The organism is Colwellia sp. MB02u-10, from assembly GCF_014077185.1.
GTDB lineage: Bacteria > Pseudomonadota > Gammaproteobacteria > Enterobacterales > Alteromonadaceae > Cognaticolwellia.
The window spans coordinates 51,220-73,445 of the sequence record NZ_JACGVK010000120.1 but is presented as its reverse complement, the minus strand read 5'-3'; the positions used below and the strand labels follow the sequence as shown (position 1 = coordinate 73,445).

Annotated in this window: 16 protein-coding genes and 1 pseudogene; 5 read left to right on the top strand and 12 right to left on the bottom strand. The window is 37.5% G+C overall.

What is annotated here, in order from left to right; genetic code table 11:
- Nucleotides 1-130 precede the first annotated feature (130 nt).
- Entirely contained in the window at nt 131-3,334 is a 3,204-nt protein-coding gene (gene rne / locus H4J59_RS11350; protein ID WP_182239471.1) for a ribonuclease E, read from the top strand.
- Between the two features lie 355 nt (nt 3,335-3,689).
- Here the strand turns inward: rne and H4J59_RS11345 are convergent, their stop codons facing one another.
- Nucleotides 3,690-4,175: a low molecular weight protein-tyrosine-phosphatase gene (locus H4J59_RS11345; protein WP_259369493.1), complete on the bottom strand. Its 486-nt coding sequence runs from the start codon at nt 4,173-4,175 to the stop codon at nt 3,690-3,692.
- Nucleotides 4,176-4,848: 673 nt separating this feature from the next.
- Between H4J59_RS11345 and htpX the strand changes: the two genes are divergently transcribed.
- Nucleotides 4,849-5,748, top strand: a complete 900-nt coding sequence (htpX, locus tag H4J59_RS11340; protein ID WP_220469798.1) for a protease HtpX — start codon at nt 4,849-4,851, stop codon at nt 5,746-5,748.
- A gap of 280 nt (nt 5,749-6,028) precedes the next feature.
- Here the strand turns inward: htpX and H4J59_RS19840 are convergent.
- The 10 genes and pseudogenes from H4J59_RS19840 to H4J59_RS11290 form a co-directional block, all read right to left on the bottom strand.
- A pseudogene (locus H4J59_RS19840) lies at nt 6,029-6,166 on the bottom strand (pyruvate kinase); the annotation flags it as partial.
- A gap of 305 nt (nt 6,167-6,471) precedes the next feature.
- Nucleotides 6,472-8,007 (bottom strand): glycerol-3-phosphate dehydrogenase, encoded by a 1,536-nt coding sequence (gene glpD / locus H4J59_RS11330; protein ID WP_182239467.1) that lies wholly within the window; start codon nt 8,005-8,007, stop codon nt 6,472-6,474.
- A 707-nt stretch (nt 8,008-8,714) separates the two neighbouring features.
- Nucleotides 8,715-9,473, bottom strand: a complete 759-nt coding sequence (locus tag H4J59_RS11325) for a DeoR/GlpR family transcriptional regulator (protein WP_182239465.1) — start codon at nt 9,471-9,473, stop codon at nt 8,715-8,717.
- An 817-nt stretch (nt 9,474-10,290) separates the two neighbouring features.
- The gene (gene ilvD / locus H4J59_RS11320; RefSeq protein ID WP_182239463.1) at nt 10,291-11,970 is read right to left on the bottom strand and encodes a dihydroxy-acid dehydratase; all 1,680 of its coding nucleotides are present in this window, start codon (nt 11,968-11,970) and stop codon (nt 10,291-10,293) included.
- A 764-nt stretch (nt 11,971-12,734) separates the two neighbouring features.
- On the bottom strand, nt 12,735-13,022 hold the full coding sequence (locus H4J59_RS11315) for an antibiotic biosynthesis monooxygenase (protein WP_182239461.1): 288 nt from the start codon (nt 13,020-13,022) through the stop codon (nt 12,735-12,737).
- A gap of 196 nt (nt 13,023-13,218) precedes the next feature.
- Nucleotides 13,219-14,109, bottom strand: a complete 891-nt coding sequence (locus H4J59_RS11310) for a dienelactone hydrolase family protein (RefSeq protein WP_182239459.1) — start codon at nt 14,107-14,109, stop codon at nt 13,219-13,221.
- A 366-nt stretch (nt 14,110-14,475) separates the two neighbouring features.
- Entirely contained in the window at nt 14,476-14,808 is a 333-nt protein-coding gene (locus tag H4J59_RS11305; protein WP_182239457.1) for a YnfA family protein, read from the bottom strand.
- 108 nt (nt 14,809-14,916) lie between these two features.
- A complete protein-coding gene (locus tag H4J59_RS11300) occupies nt 14,917-15,498 on the bottom strand; it encodes an antibiotic biosynthesis monooxygenase (RefSeq protein WP_182239455.1) in 582 nt (193 codons plus the stop codon).
- 414 nt (nt 15,499-15,912) lie between these two features.
- Nucleotides 15,913-16,443: a TetR/AcrR family transcriptional regulator gene (locus H4J59_RS11295; RefSeq protein WP_182239453.1), complete on the bottom strand. Its 531-nt coding sequence runs from the start codon at nt 16,441-16,443 to the stop codon at nt 15,913-15,915.
- Nucleotides 16,444-16,641: 198 nt separating this feature from the next.
- Nucleotides 16,642-17,757, bottom strand: coding sequence for an FAD-dependent oxidoreductase (locus H4J59_RS11290; RefSeq protein ID WP_182239451.1), 1,116 nt, complete (start codon nt 17,755-17,757; stop codon nt 16,642-16,644).
- 259 nt (nt 17,758-18,016) lie between these two features.
- Here H4J59_RS11290 and H4J59_RS11285 point away from each other — a divergent pair, with 259 nt between their 5' ends.
- The 3 genes from H4J59_RS11285 (at nt 18,017) to H4J59_RS11275 (ending at nt 20,433) form a co-directional block, all read left to right on the top strand.
- Nucleotides 18,017-18,634, top strand: a complete 618-nt coding sequence (locus H4J59_RS11285) for a glutathione S-transferase (protein WP_182239450.1) — start codon at nt 18,017-18,019, stop codon at nt 18,632-18,634.
- An 81-nt stretch (nt 18,635-18,715) separates the two neighbouring features.
- Nucleotides 18,716-19,408 carry a cupin domain-containing protein gene (locus tag H4J59_RS11280; RefSeq protein ID WP_182239448.1) on the top strand — a complete coding sequence of 231 codons (693 nt, stop codon included), beginning with the start codon at nt 18,716-18,718 and terminating at the stop codon, nt 19,406-19,408.
- Between the two features lie 449 nt (nt 19,409-19,857).
- The gene (locus H4J59_RS11275) at nt 19,858-20,433 is read left to right on the top strand and encodes a DNA-J related domain-containing protein (RefSeq protein WP_182239446.1); all 576 of its coding nucleotides are present in this window, start codon (nt 19,858-19,860) and stop codon (nt 20,431-20,433) included.
- A gap of 238 nt (nt 20,434-20,671) precedes the next feature.
- Here H4J59_RS11275 and H4J59_RS11270 read toward each other — a convergent pair whose 3' ends face one another.
- Nucleotides 20,672-21,364 carry an SOS response-associated peptidase family protein gene (locus H4J59_RS11270; RefSeq protein WP_182239444.1) on the bottom strand — a complete coding sequence of 231 codons (693 nt, stop codon included), beginning with the start codon at nt 21,362-21,364 and terminating at the stop codon, nt 20,672-20,674.
- Nucleotides 21,365-22,226 lie beyond the last annotated feature (862 nt).

Below are 22,226 nucleotides of genomic sequence, written 5' to 3'. Positions count from 1 at the left end.
ACAGCTTGCTACGTAATATGGCGTAGTAAGATTGACACCCGAGAGGTTGACAAGTTGCTGTTACCATAGCGATAGATTACTTTGTGTTCTAAGCAATGGTGTGTTGTGACTAAAATGAGTCACACAAACTATGAAACGTATGTTAATTAATGCTACACAATCAGAAGAATTGCGTGTAGCGCTTGTCGATGGTCAACAACTTTATGATTTAGATATCGAAAGTCCTGGTCACGAACAAAAAAAATCAAATATCTATAAAGCCAAAATCACCCGTATTGAACCGTCATTAGAAGCGGCATTTGTCGACTACGGTGCTGACCGTCACGGTTTCTTACCTATGAAAGAAATCGCGCGTGAATACTTCCCTAAAGGTTACAGCTTTCAAGGCCGTCCTAATATCAAAGAAGTATTGCGTGAAGGCCAAGAAGTTATCGTGCAAATTGATAAAGAAGAACGTGGCCAAAAAGGCGCTGCGTTAACTACTTTTATTAGTCTTGCCGGTAGCTATTTAGTACTGATGCCAAACAACCCTCGCGCTGGCGGTATTTCACGTCGCATTGAAGGTGATGAGCGCACAGATTTAAAAACCTCATTAAGTAAGCTTACTCTACCTAAAGGCATGGGCTTAATTGTTCGTACCGCAGGTGTTGGTAAAGAATATGATGAACTTGAATGGGATTTAAACGTTCTATTGCACCATTGGAATGCTATTTCAGAAGCCGGCGCAAGCCGTCCTGCACCGTTTTTAATCCATCAAGAAACTAACGTTATTTTACGTGCTATTCGCGATTATTTACGTCGTGATATTGGCGAAGTATTGATTGATCGCCCTAAAATATTTGAAAGTGTTAAAAAACACATTGAAGTTGTGCGTCCAGACTTTTTGAGTAAAGTTAAGCTTTACAGTAATGATGTACCTTTATTCACCCACTATCAAATTGAAACGCAAATAGAAACAGCTTTTCAACGCGAAGTGCGTTTGCCCTCTGGTGGTTCAATCGTTATTGACCCAACAGAAGCAATGACCTCAATTGATATTAACTCTGCCCGAGCAACTAAAGGCAGCGATATCGAAGAAACAGCATTCAATACTAACTTAGAAGCCGCTGAAGAAATTGCTCGCCAATTACGCTTACGTGACTTAGGTGGTTTAGTGGTTATCGATTTTATCGATATGACCCCAGTTCGTCATCAACGTGAAGTTGAAAATAGAATGCGCGATGCAGTGAAACAAGACAGAGCTCGCATTCAGTTAGGTCGCATATCTCGTTTTGGCTTGCTTGAAATGTCACGTCAGCGTTTACGTCCTTCTATTGGTGAAATTAGCCAAAGTGTATGTCCTCGTTGTAGTGGTACTGGTCATGTTCGTGGCGTTGAGTCATTGGCATTATCAATATTACGTTTAATGGAAGAAGAAGCCATTAAAGACAATACACAACAAGTACAAGCACAAGTTCCTGTACCTGTTGCAACCTATTTATTAAATGAAAAACGTCGCTCAGTATTTCATATTGAAAAACAACACAACGTCAATATTCTTATTATCCCTAATCCGAATATGGTTACGCCACAATATGAAGTTATCCGAGTAAGAAATGACGAAGGTATCGAAGAAGCCAGCTACGATGTAGTGATTAGACAAGCAGCACCTGAAGAAGCTGTAATGCCAAAATTTGATAAAGAAGTCAATAAGCGTGATGAACCGCTACTTCAAGGTATGTCTTCACCTAAACAAGCACCAAAAAAGCAAGAGCCTGCTGCTGAGCCTGTTGTAGTAAAACAAGCTGAAACAAAAAGCTTACTTGCTGGTGTTGTGTCTTGGGCTAAGTCTCTTTTTGCGGCAGAAGAAAAGGAAGAAGTTAAACCTGAACCGAAAAAACCTCAAGAGAGCAACACTAAAAGTAGTGAACGTCGTCCTCAAAGAGCTCGTCAAGGTCAACGCCGCAATAATCGTAACGATTCTCGTAACGAAAGCCGTAACGAAAGCCGTAACGAAGGCTATAATGACTCTCGTAACGAAGGTCGCAACGATTCTCGCAATGACAAACGTAAATCTCAAGATGCCAATAACAATAATACAAATAACCAAAGCAATGTAACACCTACATCGCCTGTGGCACCTGCAGCAGCAACAACAACAACAGCTAAGCCTCAAAAAGAACGCGTACAAAAACCTAAAGAAGACAAACTAACTGAGCGTCGTCAACGTCGTAATATTCGCCAAAAAGTGCGCGTTAATAGTGATGTTAAAAACAATACGCATGTTGAGAATATTGCAGCTGAAGATAGCCTAATTCAAAACACCGCACCTGAACACAATACTGTTGAAACTAATAAAGTTGAAACTAATAAGGTTGAAACTAATAAGGTTGATAACTCAACAGTAGTAGATGCGATTGATAATGTTGATAAAGCCACTGTCGAGGAAGCAACTAACAACGTAAAAGAAGAACAACGCCCTAGAAGCCGACGTTCTCCTCGCCATATGCGTGCCCACGGCCAACGTCGTAGACAAAATGTAGAGGTAAGCGATGTTAAGAGTGAAATTACTGAAGATCCAGTGACGGCTCGTTATCCAGAACAAAACTCTGTTAAATCTGCTAGTGACGCTAATGCTACCGCTGAAGTATCTGAAACACCACCTAGTGTTGAGCAAGTTCAAAAGGTACAAGCAGACGCATTAACACAAGTGATTAATGCCCCAGAAAATGAAGTTCAACAAAACTTACCTTTTGAAGAGCCTGAAACAGTGGTTATTAAAGCTGATGTAACTGTTAATACGCAAACAGCAAACGTAGCGGAGGAAGCAGCTACATCACCCGTTGATGAAGTAACGTCAACAGCTGAAGTACAAGTAGAAAATACTGATACTGCTGAAGAAGTTAACAGCGAAAAAACTGAGGCACCTGTAGTAGAGGCTAAGATAGAAGAACAAATTTCTATCGAACAACCTGCAACAATAACACCAGAGCCTTTAGTCGAGACAACTGAAGTAGAAACGCCAGCAATTGTAAATACTGTTGCAGCAACTGTTGAAAATACCGTTGCAGTCTCTACTGAAGATAAGCCAGCAACCCTTGATGAAAAACCTAAGAAAGTACGTGCTAAAGTAAAAAACATTAAACGTAAAGTTAAAGCGGCAGCAAGTAAAACATCAGGTAAAGCATCGGCGCCAATGACTAAGCCAGAAACTGTTGTTAGTGACGGTACTATTCCTCGTGACTTTGTAGCGAATGAACAGAGAACATTGCATATTAAGTCAGGAAAATCAGCACTTTTTTCAAATGTTACTAGCCGAAATTCATCGGGTCCAACTAAACCAACACTTAGTTAAGTTACCCACGAATCTTCAGAGTAAATATCTGAAGGGCTAAAAAAAAGCCAATTGCATTACGCAATTGGCTTTTTAATTTCTGTATTTCCATTTTTTGGTTTTTTGGTTTTCTCTATTTTAGCTAGCTATCTCTAGTTATTTGTCTTCAAATTATTTAATGCCAATGTCATTAAGTTTAAGAACTTGTTGTATAAAGTGAAAATAAATCAGGGTAAAAGAAAGAGCTGGCTATTGTGATTGAGAGTACCTCTGCTGTACTGTCTTTTAACCAGCACAAGTGGGCAATACTTTAATGACATTGGCATAACACAGCTATTAATACTTAAAGTTTATTCAAGCTCAGCTTAAAAGGCGTTTATGCACTTATCAGGCGTTTAATTAGGCCATCACTGGCATCTTCTACTAAATCTAAAACAAACTGGAAGCCTTTAGCACCACCGTAGTAAGGATCTGGTACCTCTTGATCCTCAACATTTTCGGCATAATCTAAAAATAGCTGTACTTTATACTGAAGACCTTCAGGCGCGACTTTCATTAAATCTTGAACGTTTTTTTTATCCATCGCTAATATCAAATCAAAATTTTCAAAGTCTTGTTCAGTAACTTTACGCGCCTTAATTTTATCAAATGAATATCCTCGTGCAATCCCCGCTTTTTGTGCTCGGTGATCCGGTTTTTCACGGGCATGTGAACCAACGATCCCAGCTGAATCTATTATTAATGAGAGCGCTTGTGATTTCTGACGAAAAACCGCTTCTGCACTTGGCGAACGACAAATATTGCCCATACAGACAAAGAGGATAGACTTTATTTCCTTTAAATTCAACATATTATAAGACATTATACTTTCCATTACCTATTCATTCTTGAGTATTTACACCCTAATAAAATCAACAACTTGTAGTTTTTTTTGGGGAATATATAAAGGGTATTCACCCTATATTTCAAACGCTATGTTGAAATAATAACCCAATTAAGAAAATAAAAACATAGTTTAATATAGCAATGTAAAGTCAACAAAACTGAACTTGAACTAACCATTGATTCGATGCGTACCCAACTATATTTTTTAAATAAATCACTGTAAAGAAAAAGAATACTAGCTCTATTCCAATTCAGCTGGCTAAATATAAATAGAGTTAGCGACACATTTCTTACCTCAATTGAATCACTTTATTTAAATACACTTTTTACATAGCCTCATAATGTGAGAAGGCTAATATAGTCATATCTTTCATTTATTAGCTTGTTCTTATATTCCATAATTTTTCTCATACTCTCGTTGTTGGTTTAGAAGTTCATTAAGGACACTAAGTCTAAAAACTGATTTTTCGCTAATGTCTGTGGCAATAGCCAGTTATGGTTTATTACAACCGGCATGGTCGATGACAATATTCAAGTTAACCTTCTTTTACACATTCATCACCTGATTTAACACGCAAATACTTAAGTAAATTTTCTCATCTCAGTATTGATACTATAATGTATCTGAACATTCAACTTTAGGAATTATAATGAAACGAATTTTTCTCTTTTTACTTACGAACATTGCCATTATGTTGGTATTAAGTGTCACATTAAGACTGCTGGGTGTTGATAGTATATTGGCAGAAAATGGCTCCGACTTAAATATCCAATCCTTAGTGATACTTTCAGGTGTTATTGGTTTTGGTGGTTCGTTTATCTCATTATTAATTTCTAAATGGATGGCGAAGCGAATGACGAGTGCAGTTGTTATTACAGCACCTACAACCAACATTGATAAATGGTTAATACAAACGGTAAAAAAGCAAGCCAATATTGTTGGTATAAAAATGCCTGAAGTCGCTATTTTCCCTTCAAATGAAATGAATGCTTTTGCTACAGGGGCAACTAAAAACAATGCATTAGTCGCTGTATCTCAAGGACTCCTTGATAATATGGCCCAGGGTGAAATTGAAGCAGTACTTGGCCATGAAATGAGCCATATTGCGAATGGTGACATGGTAACGTTAACGTTAATTCAAGGGGTGGTGAATACCTTTGTTGTGTTTTTATCTCGCCTTATTGGCCATGTAGTTGACCGAGTTATCTTAAAAAATGATCGCGGACATGGTATTGGTTACTTTGTTACGGTTCTTATCTCGCAAGTTCTATTATCAATACTCGCCAGCGTTATTGTGATGTATTTCTCTAGAAAACGTGAATTTTTAGCAGATACAGGTGGTGCTGATTTAGCGGGTCATCAAAATATGATCAGTGCTTTAAAGCGTTTAGCTCGAAAAGAACCTGAAGCACTACCTGAGCAATTGGCCGCTTTTGGTATCGGTGAAAAAAAAAAGCAAGGCTTTACCCATTTATGGACTTCTCACCCACCAATAGAAGATAGAATTGATGCGTTAAAAAAAAGAGCGCTGACTGGTGTAAAACCGTAATGTTTTGTTAATAACAGTAGCCATGTAAGGACACTTTATCTGCAAATCATAATAATGTGATGCACTGTTAATATATTGGTGAAAATAAGATGATATTAAGGGATAACAGTTAACAGGAACTTGCATCATATGATGCAGTGATTGTTCGAAGTAATATTTAATCTCAGCAATATTACTAATCACCTTCCAACTAACAATAAGCAGCATTTGTCTCATGGTAGGTAACCTGCTTGACCATAAACTTCAGCAAGGCCATTACTCCTTATTGGCCACTTAGCCCTTATTCAATAAGGAGTAATGGACTCACTATCATCGACGCCATCATTTGGGTAGCGGTGATCAGTACTTTCTGTAATTCAAGAGCTCGTTTTATTAAGTGTTTTTGTATCACAACTAATGTCGCGAAACCTATTTCAACACCTAAGTACCGCCTAAGTTACCGCGCGTAATCATCACCACATCAGAAGCCATAATAATACAATCAAGTCAGTCGTTATCAACAACAGCGGCACGTTCAATTATTGTAACAATATTCACTCACCTGCCGTTACTGGCTTGTTTGTATGCTTGACGAGCCTGATGTAAATCATCTGGACTGCAAAAAGATGAAACAGCTAAATAATCAACATTAATCTCTGCTGTGAATTTTTAATTTTATTAATGACCTTGGCTTACTGTAACAGCCAAGATCAGTGATATTATTTTAGATAGGAGGTAAAGTAGCTATACTTTTTCTGATAGCGAATTTTGCTTTGACGAGGCTTTCAAACTGTCAGTGGAAGCTACAAGAAAGCTTGCTAATGTATCTTTTTCTACTTGGGTTAAGTGCAAACCTAATTTGCTGCGTCGCCAGATAATATCTTCAAGGTCAACGGCCCACTCTTGTGCTATTAAATACTCCACCTCACGTTGATAGAGGCCTGCACCAAAGTTTTGGCCCATTTCATCCATTGAGCTAATACCAGCACAAATTTCATGACTCAAGGTGCCATATGAGCGAACATAACGATTAATTATTTTTCGTGGCAGCCAATTATATTGACGTTGTAGGCTATTTTGTAGGTTGTGTTGTGTGTCAAAATTACCACCTGGAAGTGCAACATCGGCTGTCCAACTTTTACCCGCTTTAGGAAAATGACTAATAATGCCATCAACTGCCGCTTCAGATAATTTACGATAGGTTGTGATCTTGCCACCAAATACTGATAATAATGGTGCTTTACCGTCAGGAGCATCTACTTCAAAAGTATAGTCACGTGTTACCTCGGCGGCTGAATCTGATTCATCATCAAGTAAAGGCCTTACGCCTGAATAGGTAGCAACAATATCTTCAGTGGTTATTTGATGCTTGAAATGAGCATTAACTATCGACACTAAGTAGTCACTCTCTTCTTTTGAGATAGAAGCTGTAGCTGGATCGCCAATATGCTCTATATCTGTCGTACCAACTAAAGAAAAGTCATCTTCATAAGGAATAACAAAAACGATGCGCTTATCTTCGTTCTGTAAAATATATGCCTGAGGTTCATTATGAATACGTGGCACAATGATATGGCTACCTTTGATCAAACGAATTTTTTTCGGAGAAGGACTTTTCAATGCGTCATCAAAAAAGCTGGTCACCCATGGACCTGCCGCATTAACTAAAGCTTTAGCTTTAACAGTTTGCTGTTGTCCCGTTAAATTATCATGAAGGGTTACTTCCCAAATATTATCTACTCGCTTAGCATTAGAGCAACGAGTACGTGTCATAATATTTGCGCCTTTATCTCTAGCGGCTATCGCGTTAAGCACCACCATACGGGCATCATCAACCCAAGCGTCAGAATATTCAAAGCCTTTAGTTATGCTGTCAATAACTGGGCTGTTTTTGCCAAACTTGATACCATGCGAGCCTTTCAAGGTCGCGCGTTTAGCTAAGTTGTCATACATAAACAAACCAATTCTGATCATCCATGAAGGGCGTAAATGACGGCGATGAGGTAAACGAAAACGTAGAGGCCATATAATATGAGGCGCATTTTTTAATAAGGTTTCACGCTCAGCAAGCGCTTCACGAACTAAACGAAACTCGTAATGCTCAAGGTAGCGTAAGCCACCATGAATAAGTTTACTGCTGTTTGATGAGGTTGATGAGGCAAGATCATTCATTTCACAAAGTAAAACATTTAGACCTCTACCACTTGCATCAGCAGCAATGCCTGTTCCGTTGATTCCACCACCAATAACGAGTAAGTCATAAACACTTTGATCTTTCATATTGTCCTCTTTAATTGCCACAAGGAAGAATCTGACGTAGATTCTAACTTTCTTATTGCTAAATTCACTGATAATACAATGTTGTTTTGTCAACAATACCTTTAAAAAGAAATCATATCAACATAAAGCGAACATTTTCGAACATTTATTGTTACTTATATTAATAACTACTTGATAATTATTATAAAAATTTGTTCTGAACCTACTGACATTAATAAATTTTTATTAATGTCAGTGAGATAAAAGAAGTGAAGCTAATGTAGGCTATCTATTTGTTCGATAGGCTTTATAAAACAAGAGATTAATAATAGAGGCAGGCTGTTGTCTAGATAGGGGCTTATTTAATGAAGTTGTTCTTGTTGGCCTTAATATATTTCACCACTATCTGTCTCTAAAATTATACTCATTAAAGACAAATACTACGTTGAACAATATAAAAGTGAGGGGGACAATATCAATTAAGTAGCGGTTATTGAATTTGCAAATGTTGACTTTTAAATGAATAATGTAATTTCTTACATAATGATATTACTCAATAAATTGCAGAAAAAACTTCCTTAGTAGTTAATCATTAAAATAGTTGTTGAATATTTCTCAGGTCAACTAACAAAGACCCCTGTTAAAAAATTTTCTTATTTTGACAACACTTAATGGAAAAGTTTATACCCTAATTAATGATCTCAGGTAGTATAAAATTAAATGCAAAACTATACTAAGTGCAAAGTCACTTGATGGTCGACAAGAATTTGTTTTATTTCATCCGGTGGTGTCGCATCAGTAAAGAAATGATCTACTTGGCTAATGTTACCTAAGCGTACCATAGCGTTGCGACCAAATTTTGATTGATCAGCCGCTAACAGTACTTGCCGTGAATTCTCGATAATAGCTTGAGCTACCCTGACTTCTCTATAATCAAAATCCAATAATGAACCATCTAAATCGATACCACTAATACCAATAATACCAAAATCCATCCGGAATTTTTTAATGAAGTCTTCTGTGGCCTCCCCCATAACACCACCGTCTCTGTGTCTAACTTCGCCACCGGCAATAACTACTGTAAAGTCTTCTTTAGCACCAAGTATTGAAGCAACATTTAAATTATTGGTTACAACCTGCAAACCTTTATGGTTTAGTAACGCTCGAGCAATAGTTTCGATTGTGGTACCAATATTAATAAAAAGCGATGCGCCATTAGGAATCATTTGCACCAACTCAGCAGCAATTTTTTCTTTTGAGTGAAGATCGGTAATCTTTCGTGTTTGATAATCAGTGTTCACCGTACTCGATTCAGTACCCGCACCACCATGATGACGTGAAATTTTCTGTGCTTTAGCAAGTTGATTAAGATCACGGCGCACCGTTTGTGGTGTTACTTTAAAATGTTCAACCAGCTCGTCAATGGTTACAAAACCATGCTCTTGAATCTTTTCAATAATTAACGCTTGGCGTTGTTGTTGGTTCATTTAATTTATACTTTTGGATTATTTGATTCGTTTGGATTAAAGCAGCGATATTAATTTCAATCAAAACTTCAGTTAACGTAAGAATTAGTCACTATTCTGACAGGAGAAATGACATTAGCAAATAAATTTAGCTGATAATATTATTTATCCTGTTGTAAATAATAGATAAAACATACTTGACGAACAAAAATGAACATTAACGAACATAAATTAACAGTTTTTAACATCGTTCAATAATGTCACTGAATTTTGCATGACTGACTAGATTCTATCAATTGATCAAGGCACTACCCGCTCTCGGGCTATATTATTTAACTGTGATGCCGAAGTGACAGTCTGCTCAAGAGGAGTTTTCGCAACATTTCCCCAATGATGACAAGTTGAACATGACCCTGATGATATTTGGCCCACAGTAGAAAGTACCTGTAACAAAGTTATTGCCGCCATTGATAATAGCACTGATACGATTAAACCGATTGGTATTACAAAGCAATGTATGAGGATGATATTTTAGCCACATTGATATCTAGTATAATCAATGCAGTTATCAGGCAAGTTATTCAATAGCAAATCAAACCTTCAGACACCGCCTACCCTATGGTTTATCTTGACTATTTAGTGGTTAAAACTAGACAGACTGAGGTGCTTTTGCATTCAGGCAAACGCAGCGCGAGCAGTACACAAGCTAGTGTGTCGACTAAACAGTCACCTACAGTGTCGGAATATTTTTCGCTGGAAACTTAATCTCTAACCTTTGACCGCTTTGATAGCATCACAAAAAAATGCAAAATCAAAGCGGGCTCTGAAACGGGCTCTATTAGTCTATTTCGTCGGTAACACACCCTAGCGACGCAGATTTTACCGTGGCAATATACTTTCGTAATACACCATTGGTAGCTCTATAAGCCGGCTTTATCCATGCGGCTTTACGCTTGGAAATTTCAGCCTCGTCTACTTTCAATTCCAATTTGTTCGTCACCGCATCAATGCGGATAATATCGCCATTTTGCACCAAAGCAATCAATCCACCTTCTGAAGCTTCAGGGGTAACGTGCCCAACAACAAAGCCGTGAGAACCTCCAGAGAACCTACCATCAGTGATTAGTGCTACGTCTTTGCCAAGACCCGCACCCATTACTGCTGACGTTGGTTTTAGCATTTCAGGCATTCCAGGCGCTCCCTTGGGCCCAGAATAACGGATAACGATAACCTCTCCTTTTTGTACTTCGTCTTCAATGCCTTTTATTGCGGCGAATTCATCTTCATAAACTCTTGCTGGACCTTCGAATACTTCGCCTTCTTTGCCTGTAATTTTGGCAACTGAGCCTTCAGAAGCCAAGTTTCCATAAAGAATTTGTAAGTGACCCGTTGCTTTTAATGGGTTACTTAAAGGTCTAATGATATCTTGAACTGCTGGCAGGCCAGGTAAATCAGCTAAGTTTTCTGCAATGGTTTGCCCTGTAACGGTCAAACAGTCGCCATGCAACAAACCTTCAGCCAATAAATACTTCATTACCGCAGGTATTCCACCTATGGCATGTAAGTCTTGCATTAAGTATTCACCTGAGGGCTTTAAGTTTGCCAGCAATGGCGTTTTGTCAGCCATAGCTTGGAAATCATCTAAACCTAAATCAACACCACAGGCTCGCGCCATAGCGATCATATGCAAAGTTGCGTTAGTAGAGCCGCCTAAAACCATGATCATTCTTAAAGCATTTTCAAACGCTTTTTTGGTCATAATATCTTGTGGTTTTATGTCTTTTTCCAGTAGATTTTTAATGGCATCACCCACTTTGGTCACTTCTACCTTTTTCTCATCACTCACCGCTAGATTAGACGAAGAATAAGGCAGGCTCATCCCTAAAGCCTCAATCGCTGAAGACATAGTATTTGCGGTGTACATTCCACCACAAGCGCCTGCTCCTGGGATCGCATTTTGAATCACACCTTTATAGTCTTCATCAGAGATAACGCCCTGTAATTTTTTTCCATAAGCTTCGAAAGCAGAGACAATATTTAAGTCTTCACCTTTCCATTTCCCCGCTTTAACAGAGCCGCCATAAACCAATATTCCTGGACGATTAACACGCGCCAAGGCCATCATTGCTCCTGGCATGTTTTTATCACAGCCAACGATCGCCACCATAGCATCATAATATTGAGCACCCGCAACCGTTTCAATAGAATCGGCAATGACATCACGAGAAACTAAGGAATATTTCATGCCTGCCGTTCCGTTTGAAATGCCATCACTCACCCCTATAGTGTGAAAGATTAATCCCACCAAATCAGCAGCAATGACACTTTTCTTTACTTCTTTAGCAAGTTCATTTAAGTGCATGTTGCAGGGGTTGCCTTCCCATCCTGTAGAAACGATACCCACTTGTGCTTTTTTCATGTCCTCTTCTGTCAAACCAATCGCATAAAGCATGGCTTGTGAAGCAGGTTGTGATTCGTCTAAAGTGACCGTTTTTGAATACTTATTTATTTCTGACATTGTTATTGGCTCCGAAACCATGATTGAATAATTTTTATTAGAACAGTTCGCAAAAAATAATTTTTGAAACCAACCCAACGCTGCTCTTTCTTCACATGCATTGCATTTTCTGCTCTATGACTATATTTTTTATATTTTATATTTTTCTATACCGAAACTACTTGAAGATGCAGGAATAAACAAATTAGAGTTGCCCCAAGATGCCATATATTAATAGCAACACCTTTAAATACAACATTAAATAATGAGCATCCCTATTTATAAACCTCACCTTTTCATCTTTGCGATCTATTTAGCACGTCAATAGGATTAAATAATCTCTATTTGGCATAAAGGTAAAGCTGTTGGTCAACAGAAATTAGGAAAACATATCTGCTATCACTATTATACAAATATAGTTAAATACTGGTTGTCCACTATGGGCTTAGATATAACCTAATATAAAATATATCTCTGTGAAGAGCTAAAGCATCACTAATTTACGCTCAAGCAAAAATTTTAGCAGCGAGCCAGTTATTGCTTAGACATTCAAATTTAGAAAGTACCATTGAATATTTAGGCGTTGAAATAGACCATGCTTTATCTATATCAGAAAGCACAGAAACTTAATGCCTATTTTAAGTGCCTAAAAACCTGAGGCGGTTTCGCCGCCTTTTTGAGGCAGAATTAACCATAACTATTGGCCATAAAGCGGTCGTTTTTTAGCGTTCAAAATCGTCCAAATAATGGCTCACTTGAGCGCTTTGCAGACATTAGCAGAAAAATTATGACTGCGATATTAATACGTTAATTTTTTCGTCTTGATTTAGCATTAAAATAATCGCCTTATTAACTTCACGACGTGTTTTTGACTTATGCCAACGATTCCAACAAGCCACATTATCCCAGTTGGTGATAATTGTTCTCATATTAGGATTATTACTATTGCGGTATGATGCGCCAGAAATATAACCTTTTGCCGTCATTATTGCAGTTAAACTTTTGCGAATTTCAGAATCGTATGTGCTTTCCATATCGTCAGCGAGTACACGCTCAATAAGTACTTTTATCATTTTTATTTCAGTTACCCAATAGTTAAATTTAAAAACATAATATTTTACCATCACTAGCCTATAGATATAACGCATTTAACCCATCATTGTAAGCAGAATAATAGCTGATGTTATCTTGATGTAGAGGTCGATTATGCTGTTAAATTATCTAAGCTATAATTATCCCTTACTTGTGTAACCTCGAACTAAGCATTTTTTAAACTAATTTTTCAGCAAAAAATGCTAATGTACGATCCCATGCAAGGTCTGCATTTTCTTTATCATACCGCCCAGTAGAGTCATTATGAAAACCATGTTGAGCATTTTTATACATGTGCATTTGATAAGGGGCTCCTACCTTTTTTAAGTCGTTCTCATATTCAGGCCAATATTTGTTAACTCTTTCATCAAGTTCACCAAGCTGAATAAGTAACGAAGCCTTAATGTTTTTCCTTAACTCACTTTTTGCAGGTGTGCCATAAAAAGGTACTCCAGCAATAATGAGATCAGACTCAACCGCGGCTAAATAATTAACTATGTAGCCGCCAAAACAAAATCCAACAGCACCGAGTTTACCGTTACTTCTGTGATGCTTCTTAATGAATTTTGCCGCCGCAACAAAATCTTGTTGTATTTTAGAACGCTCCATACTTTTTTGCATTGCTCTACCCTCATCGTCATTGCCAGGATACCCTCCTAGTGTAAACAGAGCATCTGGAGCAAAAGCAAGATAACCCGCTTTAGCCAGTCGACGAGCTACATCTTTTACGTATGGGTTCAGGCCCCTATTTTCATGAATAACTAAAACAACGGGTAAAGTGCCTGTTTTATTGGTTGGAGTGACTAAATAGCCAGCGCCTTTGCCGTAGCCCTTTGGGGAATCAAAGGTCTCATAGGTTGCTTTTATATCAGCGTCATTAAAAGAGACTTGTTCGGCTAAGACATAATTAGGCAGCAGTGTCGATGTTAATAAGGCCATTGAATAACCAACAGCAACCAAAGTACCTAATTTTGCCATAAAGGCTCTGCGATCCATTCCTCCATGAGCATATTCGTCGTACCAGTCAAATGCTTCTTGAGGGATATCACTATCTAATTTTTTTGACATGTTTATCTCACTTGTAAATTTTTCATTTTTAAAAAAATGAATACTTATAACAGACTTATAACAGACTTATAAAAGTAGAAGAGTTTTTAAGTCTTCACAAATTTAAAAAAATTTAACCATAGTGATTAATCGTCAGGTTGTTATCTCTATAGAAAATTAAATACTAAATAACGTTAATTACTTAATGGTGATATTTTAGCCTGTGTAAAGCCAACGCCGTAGTCACTTTTGGATTGCGTTTAGTCTCTAAAACGTTTTTTCTGGTGGTTGGATCTGGGCTAAACCTTTTTTAGACGCCCTAATGACGTGAAGCCTTTCTCGCTATATCACCACTGAAAAAGCCGCACAGTTTACATTTTTTAATTGTTATGTAGTGCGGGGGGCAAACATAATAATAGCCATACCCAAAAGTGCTACTGCCGACCCCACTAAATCCCATGCTGTTGGGCGAATTCCTTCTATAACCCACAACCATAAAATAGCCATAAAAATATAAACACCACCATAGGCCGCATAAACTCTACCAGCAGCCTCAGGATGCAGAGAAAGCAACCACGAAAATGTGGCCAAGCTTAGCGCAGCTGGAACCAACAACCAAATTGACTTATCTTCACGCAACCAAAGATACGGTAAATAACAACCCATAATTTCAGTTAAGGCTGTAATGATAAAAAGACCTAATATTTTAAATTCCAACAAAAAAATCTCTCTTAGTAGTAAAAAAATCCCGCTTTAGCTTTGGATTTGCCAAAGAAAAGTGGAAAAAAAGCTGTCATATGCACCTTGTTGTGGGGCTATAAATATGTCTCAACTGAATAGCCATCGCTGGATAAATCGTGTGTAATTGGGCATGATCCAATAAACCATGAGAAAAACTATGGCTCCTGTTACTGCAAGCGTAGTTATAAAATGATTATCGGGAAAGTGTAATAGTCGCAGCACGGGTGCAATGACTATCGGCACACCAAGCACTAAAGGATAAATGGCAGACCATGTCACTAGGCACTGTTTCCAGCGTACGGGTACTTTAGCTTTAGCGCTTTCTGGGGTAAACCAGAAATCTAGCCCACTACTGATAAAAAAGTCATCGCCAGTGACTAATAACGGTTGAACCTTTTCAATCAGACGAGAGCGAGTCGGCGACTCCATCCAGTCTTGTAAATGTGATCGAGTGTCAAATCGTATAATGATCGTGTAGGTTCCGGTTAGTCCAGAAATTGGACGGACGATATGCCAGTCCAGATTCCCTTTTGAGGCTTTGCAAATCGGCGCTATTTCATTAGACCAGCTTTCGTAATCAGCATGCTTGCATTCACGCACTCTATGCGTAATAACAACCGTTGCCCCTTCTATATCGCTGGAATTATCAGCAACTTTATCTGTTTTCATATCTGCGTCCTTATATTGCTCAACGCCTAAATAGCAGGCTAAGTTATCGTTGGCTAAAATTGTTTAACTAAACCAAACTTAGCCAACTATTAGCTGTGTGTTTGAGTAACTTAAGTGACTCACTGTCTGCGACTGTCAAATGTGTTTACACAAGCATAGACTGAATAATCTTTCTTTCGCCTGAACATCTTATTTTTGGGATTAATTTTATATAGGTCTAGCTTCGTCTAGGCTATTCACGGACTTATGTGAGTGGACCAATGTGATCGGACATAAAAAATGAGATGTAGGTGTTTTTCTAATATGGCGTAATGCGATAACCATTCCAAAAAAATGGCACAACAATGACACATAGCTTAGGTAAATATTGCCTAACAACTTCGCCTAAACAGCATAGTTTGTAAGAATACGCGGTTAAATATAATCTTGAATATTATCAAAAGCCGTTTTATCATCTAATACTTTAGATAAAATCATCATGCCCTCCAAAGAGGCTAATAACTGAATAGCTTTAGCTTTGGCACTTGCTGCTGTCATGTCTTTTTCTTCAATATATCTTTGTTGTAACCAGTTTATATTCAATTCAAAAAAACGTTTAATTTCACTTTTCACTTGCTCTGGCAAGGCGTCTAACTGTGCGCCTAATAAACCACATAAGCACATTTGGTTATCTTTTTCCAATGCCGCTTTGAACATATTAATATAGAGCTTAATCGCGCTACTCTCTTGTTGCTTTGCTTTCTCATCATTTAGTGATGCTAAAAATACATCGGTATACTGATGGGCTAATTCTGCAGCTAAATCAGCTTTGGTGCGAAAATAGTAATGCACACTTGAGCTTTTAATGCCTATTTCATCGGCAAGCTCTCTAAAGCTAAAATTACCGTAGCCGCCAGACCTAACTTTGTTTTCAGCTAATGTGAGTATTTGAGATTTTTTATTCATAAATAAATGCTATCTGAGAGGTTAAGTAAATAATAAAGTTATTGAGTAGCTTTAATGCCCATATTAGCGATATAAGCAGACAAGGTTACTGCTAATGTTAGTTACTCAATAATCTCGGCTATTATCAATGACTAAGTCATTTTATTCAAATACTTAATCATTTCGCTAAATGGATACCACTAAGGTGCTTGTTCGTTTTTAGTAACTTTTAAACAAGAGTTCTTTTTTCAATAAACTAATCGCTGTATCAGCGGCGTTAATCGCGCCTTCAAGGTAACCAGCGTCTTGCTCAGAAAACTCACTCGCTGCCAAATATAAATTTAATGACGATAACTCCTGAGAAAATCGCTTTATATGAAAGTCAGGATGCGCCGGTGGCTCTGTTCTGTCTTTATCTGTGGCCACATGGACATCGTTGCCCCAACTTTTTAAATAACACTGTTCATAGTGCTGGGCTGCTTCGCCAAACAATAACTTAAGCTGATTAATGCACTGGGCTTTTAAATCTTCAATAGAGACACTTTTTATGGCTTGGGATGAAAGTCCGATAAAACCAAATAATGCAAAACCTTGCTGATCTGCGGCTGAAGCATCATGAATTTCCATCATAGGTCCAACGCGACTAAATGCTTGTCCTGCCAAGCCACTGTCTCGCCAAAAAGGTTTATTATAAGTCGCTATAAACTTTGCTTGGTTTGCCATCCAAGTGGGTACAGCCAATAACGCTTTTGTTAACGCTTCACTCGCCCAATGAGCAGGCGTTAAGTATTCATGAATAAGTCTGGGTGGTAAGGCTAATATTAAATTGTCGGTTTCGTGAATAACGACCGAAGCATCTTTTGTATTTTTCACTGTTACTTGCCAAGTATCATTGACCTTTAGTAAACTATCCACTTGAGAACTAAGCTGGTAATTACTTTTTGATAACTTAGCTTGTAAAGCCAAAATGAGTTTATATAAACCCCCTTCTAAACGATGCAATAAAGGCCCTTGACCATTTTTAATGATTTTAGGGGCTATATTCGTATGTTCATGATAAACAACCGCACCAGTAATATATTGATGAAATAAATTTTGCTGCAAATTAGCCGCTAATGCTTTCATACGATAATGATGTGGAAATATCCATGTTGGGCCAAGATCATGAAATAACGACTCATCATTATTTACCTTAGGCTGTTCGCTATGAATACGCCCACCAAAAACATCTTTCGCTTCAAAAAGCACATAGGGAATATTTAACTGTTCTAACTGAAACGCTGTATACAAACCAGCTAATCCACCACCAACAATAATTACGCACTTTTTATTCATTAGCACCTCATTCATTAACACCTACGACCTACCTACTGATAGATAAATATTAACTGGCGTTTAATTTAAAAGCAAGTCATTTTACAACGCGTTAGCAGCTACATTTAGCTACAAGTTAACATTTGACAATTGATATAAAAACAACCAAGCTACCTATCAATAGATAGATAGCTTGGTTGTTAGATAAAAAAACTAAGTAAGTTGATGGTAAATAGAATAATACTTATTTAAATAAACTCATTAATTAATTGGAAATAAAATGAAAATATATGATGTTGAAGGTTTTCCTAATCCACTTCGTGTTCGAATGGCTTTGGCTGAAAAAAATGCGCTAGACCTGGTTACTTTTGTTCCTGTTGACGTAATGAACGCTGAGCATAGAAGTGATGCTTTCCTAGTAAAAAATCCAGCTGCGGGTGTTCCAGTACTCGAATTAGATGATGGTACTTATATTTCTGAATGTTCAGCTATTATTGAATATATCGATCACACCTTTGCCGGCATTTCATTAACAGGAACGTCTGCTAAAGAGCGTGCTGTTATTAGCATGATGCAACGCAGAGCTGAATTTATGGTACTTGACGCTGCCGCTACTTATTTTCATCATGCAACTGATGGTTTAGGACCCGATCTTGAAATAGACCAAAATAAAGCCTGGGGCAATAAACAAGCTAAAAATGTACTGGCCGGTTTTAAATATTTTAATACGGTATTAAGTAACGCGCCTTTTGTCGCCGGTGACGAATTTACGATGGCTGATATTACCTTATTCGCAGGTCTTGCTTTTGCTGATTTTGGTAAACTAACCGTACCAAGTCAATACACACATTTACTTGCATGGCGTGCAAAGATTCAAGACCGACCAAGCCTTAAATAAAACTATATCGCGAGTGGTTTAACCGCTTTAATGGCATTAACGACTCGCTCTCCTTTACTATTTTTTAACTAGGATTTATTTATGGGAATTTTTGATGATTTTACGCAAAAAGCCGTTGTTCATAGTGCCTCATTAGACTGGTTAGCCTCACCTATGCCGGGCGTTGAAAGAAGACCTCTAGATAGAGTGGGTGGCGAGGTTGCTAGAGCAACCAGCATAGTGCGATACGCAAAAGGCAGTAAATTTTCTCCTCATGTTCATACGGGCGGCGAAGAGTTTGTGGTACTTGACGGTGTATTTCAAGATGAAAGTGGAGATTTCCCTATCGGCTCTTATGTTCGAAATCCTCCACAATCTAGTCATACGCCGCGCTCTGATAACGGCTGTATTATTTTTGTAAAATTGTGGCAGTTTCAACCTGAAGATAGAACGCATGTTCGCCTACAGATCAATAAAATGTCAGCGATTCCTTCGCAAACATTTGGCGTATCTATTACCCCGTTATACAAAGACAAACATGAAGAAGTGTCGGTTTATTATTTTGAACCGAATACAAAAATGAGTTTATCGGTTCCTGAAGGTGCAGAGGTATTAGTATTAGCCGGGGAATTACAAGCACAAAATGATTTACTGCAAAAGCATAGCTGGATGCGTTTACCGTTAGGCGACACACTAGCAGTAACAGCAAAAAGTAATGGCGCAAAAATTTGGCTTAAAACAGGAAATTTATCTGATGTAAGCAACCAGATAAAACGGATTCAAGCGGCGAGTTGATTTTTTAACTAAAGAATAACTAAAGAATAAACAGGGAGTAAATAAAGGCACATGCGATTCCTTTCTTTGAGTTTTACTCAAATTTTTTTATCGTTTAAATAAAGCATGTCATTAGAAAGTATATATCAAATAATTTCTAGCTAATAAATTTGTATCTATTGATTGATCTTTCATGTCTATATTCTGTAATGTTCAGCTTTCGTCTCTAAAAAGTCTATTAAGCGCTGTTTTATATCTTCATAAAATGGTCTTCTATTCGCTAATAAAGGATATTTTGGCTGAGCTGAAAAGCTTAATAGTTAGTACTATTTTGACCTGACATCCTCATTATTGCTATGGTTTGCTTAAGAGCGAGCAAGATGCTCTTGACTCTAACCAGTAAACGCTAGCTTGTACTGTGCCAGCTGACAGTAATGTGTGTGCAATAAATAAAAAGGGAACTGAAATCTATGACCAATCCTTTAATTATTTCGATACTGAGATATTTAAGAGAGCAGAAAAGTTCCTGCTCGCTGCTTGATTTGGTGAAGCTTTGTGAACAAGACTTTCTTTCGCTTATTCTAACGGATGTCGCTCCTCAGATAGCCATTTTCCAAAAGAATTTTTTTGTTATGAATGCGCTGTATCAAATTCAACATGATATTCAAACAGAGGGTTTTTCACTGACAATTTTTCCTTTAGAAATTTGTCTGATGCCACATTGCGCTGGCGTTAAAAATTCCCTGACCACGCGCGATAATGATCTGGCCCACTACTATTTAAACTGGTCTAATTTGAATAACATCACTGTTGAAGAGGTTGAATCACTTTTTGCTAGTTTTTGGCAAAGATATCAGGCGGTAGATAAGGTTGGCGATGCCCTGACGACGTTAGGACTAAATCAAGGTGTGGATTGGTCTAAGATACGTCAGGCTTACCAAAAAAAAGTTTTCATTAATCACCCTGATAAAGGCGGCTGCGCAGATGACTTTATCAAAACCCGAGCAGCCTATGAAATTTTAAGGTTTTGTTATTATAAAACTTAACGCTAAGTTCATATTTCACATCATGACTAAGACCAACTATGATAGATCAGCCCTACTTTGCTACCAAAGCCAATAATCCTAGTCTGTTCATGTTTGAACATCTACTTTTTGTGCTAAGTTTGCAATAGCTTATCAACGTCAACAATAGGTAATGTTCGTTCCTTACCTACATCTGCTGAAATCTCAGCTTTTGTATCAAAAAGAGTATTAAATTGAGCGTTACGGCCACCCTATAGAATCAATCATGGTTAATAAACTGTGACTCGGAAATCGTTTTATAAGTCATAGGTTTATCAATCTGGTGAGCAATAAGATTTTGTGGAATATGGGGTTGTAGCAAGTGTTCAAATTGCTCAACCTCATTAAATTGAGTATTTAGCCACCTATCTACTAATAGTGATTCTTGCGGTAGGATTAGCGGCATTGCTTTGCTGTGAATTTTCATCAGCTTTGGGTGTGGTGGCAAGGTGATAACCGAGCAGCTAAGTTTTATTTCACCTGTTGTTTGATGCTTCCATTCACGGCACAACCCCCCAAGTATTAAGCCACCTGACTCTGCTGCCATATCGTAATAATGTATAGGTTTTTTATTCACAAATTCAGTTTCACCAAAACCTTTAACCGCAATAACACACCGTGAACTACGGTAGGCTTGATAACCTGCACTTTTTGGGGTATTTAACTTATCATATCGTGTATTAAATGAAGTAAATTTAGACGGTTTAAAACCATTTACCGTTTGGTCTAACAATAACCACCAAGTAGCGTTTTCAACACGCCGTTGTTCACCTACATTCCTGATAATGGAAATGGTATCCGCCGCTTTTACACAACGGCTATCAATAGGCTTATCAATTACCTTGTTAATTTTTAAGCTGGTATAAAGTTTTTTAACACCCTTATCAAATGTCATATTGAACCGACCGCACATGTTTTTTATTCCTCATAAATTACAGGTTACCTTAGCAACGAACTTTAGCTATATCTCGCCAGTTAGCAGTGAACTGCAAACTTAAGAAGTAACGCTTTATGTACTATTTTTCCGTTTGCCGTTTCAGCAGCTAATTTTAAAAAGCTTTGGCATTTGAAAGCAGAGAATGTTGGGTACCTAAAAAAACACTAAGTAACTTTTTTTTCGCTATATTAAGTTGACGTATATAGATTAATCAGAATCAGTTTAATCATCAAAGAGCGTTATAATATAACAAGCATCCAATCTGTTGTCACAAGATTAGCTGTGTCTGTTAAGATCACAAAGACACCCTTCCTCTAAATGCAATAACTACCTCAGAGCAGTCTATGCAGATACAATAGCTGAGATTTCAATAATTCACTTTTATAACTTGTCTGTGTGCATGAAAGACATTAGCTATTGGCTACTCTTTTGGTTAGATATTGGTCAACTAAGCGCTATTAGCTAATATTAAGGCGTTATTTAAATTATTCACTTTTTGTTGCTGAGGCAATGCTAACTATACCCAATTTTATGTTCACTATTTCCAAAATGGCTGATTATTTGTTTACGTTTGATTTTATTTTATTTATAAAATAGACCACCCAAAGCTTTATCTTTGACAATTTTAATTTATGGCTTAGTTGTTGAATTTTATTAAAAAATAACTTCATTAATACTAAAATAGTGACTTAATAGTCATATTTCTGTTACATTGCTGGTAATAAAAATATTAAATTTTTTAGCGACTATTGAACTGTCGAGCTTTTTACTGATTGTTTTTACCGATTATAGCGTTAGTTGTACTTTTTAGTTATTTGTACAATGTGGCACCTTTGAC

Excerpts from the sequence above, each read along its gene's own strand:
- rne (WP_182239471.1), top strand. The coding sequence starts at position 131 with ATGAAACGTATGTTAATTAATGCTACACAATCAGAAGAATTGCGTGTA.
- H4J59_RS11345 (WP_259369493.1), bottom strand. The coding sequence starts at position 4,175 with ATGTCTTATAATATGTTGAATTTAAAGGAAATAAAGTCTATCCTCTTT.
- htpX (WP_220469798.1), top strand. The coding sequence starts at position 4,849 with ATGAAACGAATTTTTCTCTTTTTACTTACGAACATTGCCATTATGTTG.
- glpD (WP_182239467.1), bottom strand. The coding sequence starts at position 8,007 with ATGAAAGATCAAAGTGTTTATGACTTACTCGTTATTGGTGGTGGAATC.
- H4J59_RS11325 (WP_182239465.1), bottom strand. The coding sequence starts at position 9,473 with ATGAACCAACAACAACGCCAAGCGTTAATTATTGAAAAGATTCAAGAG.
- ilvD (WP_182239463.1), bottom strand. The coding sequence starts at position 11,970 with ATGTCAGAAATAAATAAGTATTCAAAAACGGTCACTTTAGACGAATCA.
- H4J59_RS11315 (WP_182239461.1), bottom strand. The coding sequence starts at position 13,022 with ATGATAAAAGTACTTATTGAGCGTGTACTCGCTGACGATATGGAAAGC.
- H4J59_RS11310 (WP_182239459.1), bottom strand. The coding sequence starts at position 14,109 with ATGTCAAAAAAATTAGATAGTGATATCCCTCAAGAAGCATTTGACTGG.
- H4J59_RS11300 (WP_182239455.1), bottom strand. The coding sequence starts at position 15,498 with ATGAAAACAGATAAAGTTGCTGATAATTCCAGCGATATAGAAGGGGCA.
- H4J59_RS11295 (WP_182239453.1), bottom strand. The coding sequence starts at position 16,443 with ATGAATAAAAAATCTCAAATACTCACATTAGCTGAAAACAAAGTTAGG.
- H4J59_RS11290 (WP_182239451.1), bottom strand. The coding sequence starts at position 17,757 with ATGAATAAAAAGTGCGTAATTATTGTTGGTGGTGGATTAGCTGGTTTG.
- H4J59_RS11285 (WP_182239450.1), top strand. The coding sequence starts at position 18,017 with ATGAAAATATATGATGTTGAAGGTTTTCCTAATCCACTTCGTGTTCGA.
- H4J59_RS11280 (WP_182239448.1), top strand. The coding sequence starts at position 18,716 with ATGGGAATTTTTGATGATTTTACGCAAAAAGCCGTTGTTCATAGTGCC.
- H4J59_RS11275 (WP_182239446.1), top strand. The coding sequence starts at position 19,858 with ATGACCAATCCTTTAATTATTTCGATACTGAGATATTTAAGAGAGCAG.
- H4J59_RS11270 (WP_182239444.1), bottom strand. The coding sequence starts at position 21,364 with ATGTGCGGTCGGTTCAATATGACATTTGATAAGGGTGTTAAAAAACTT.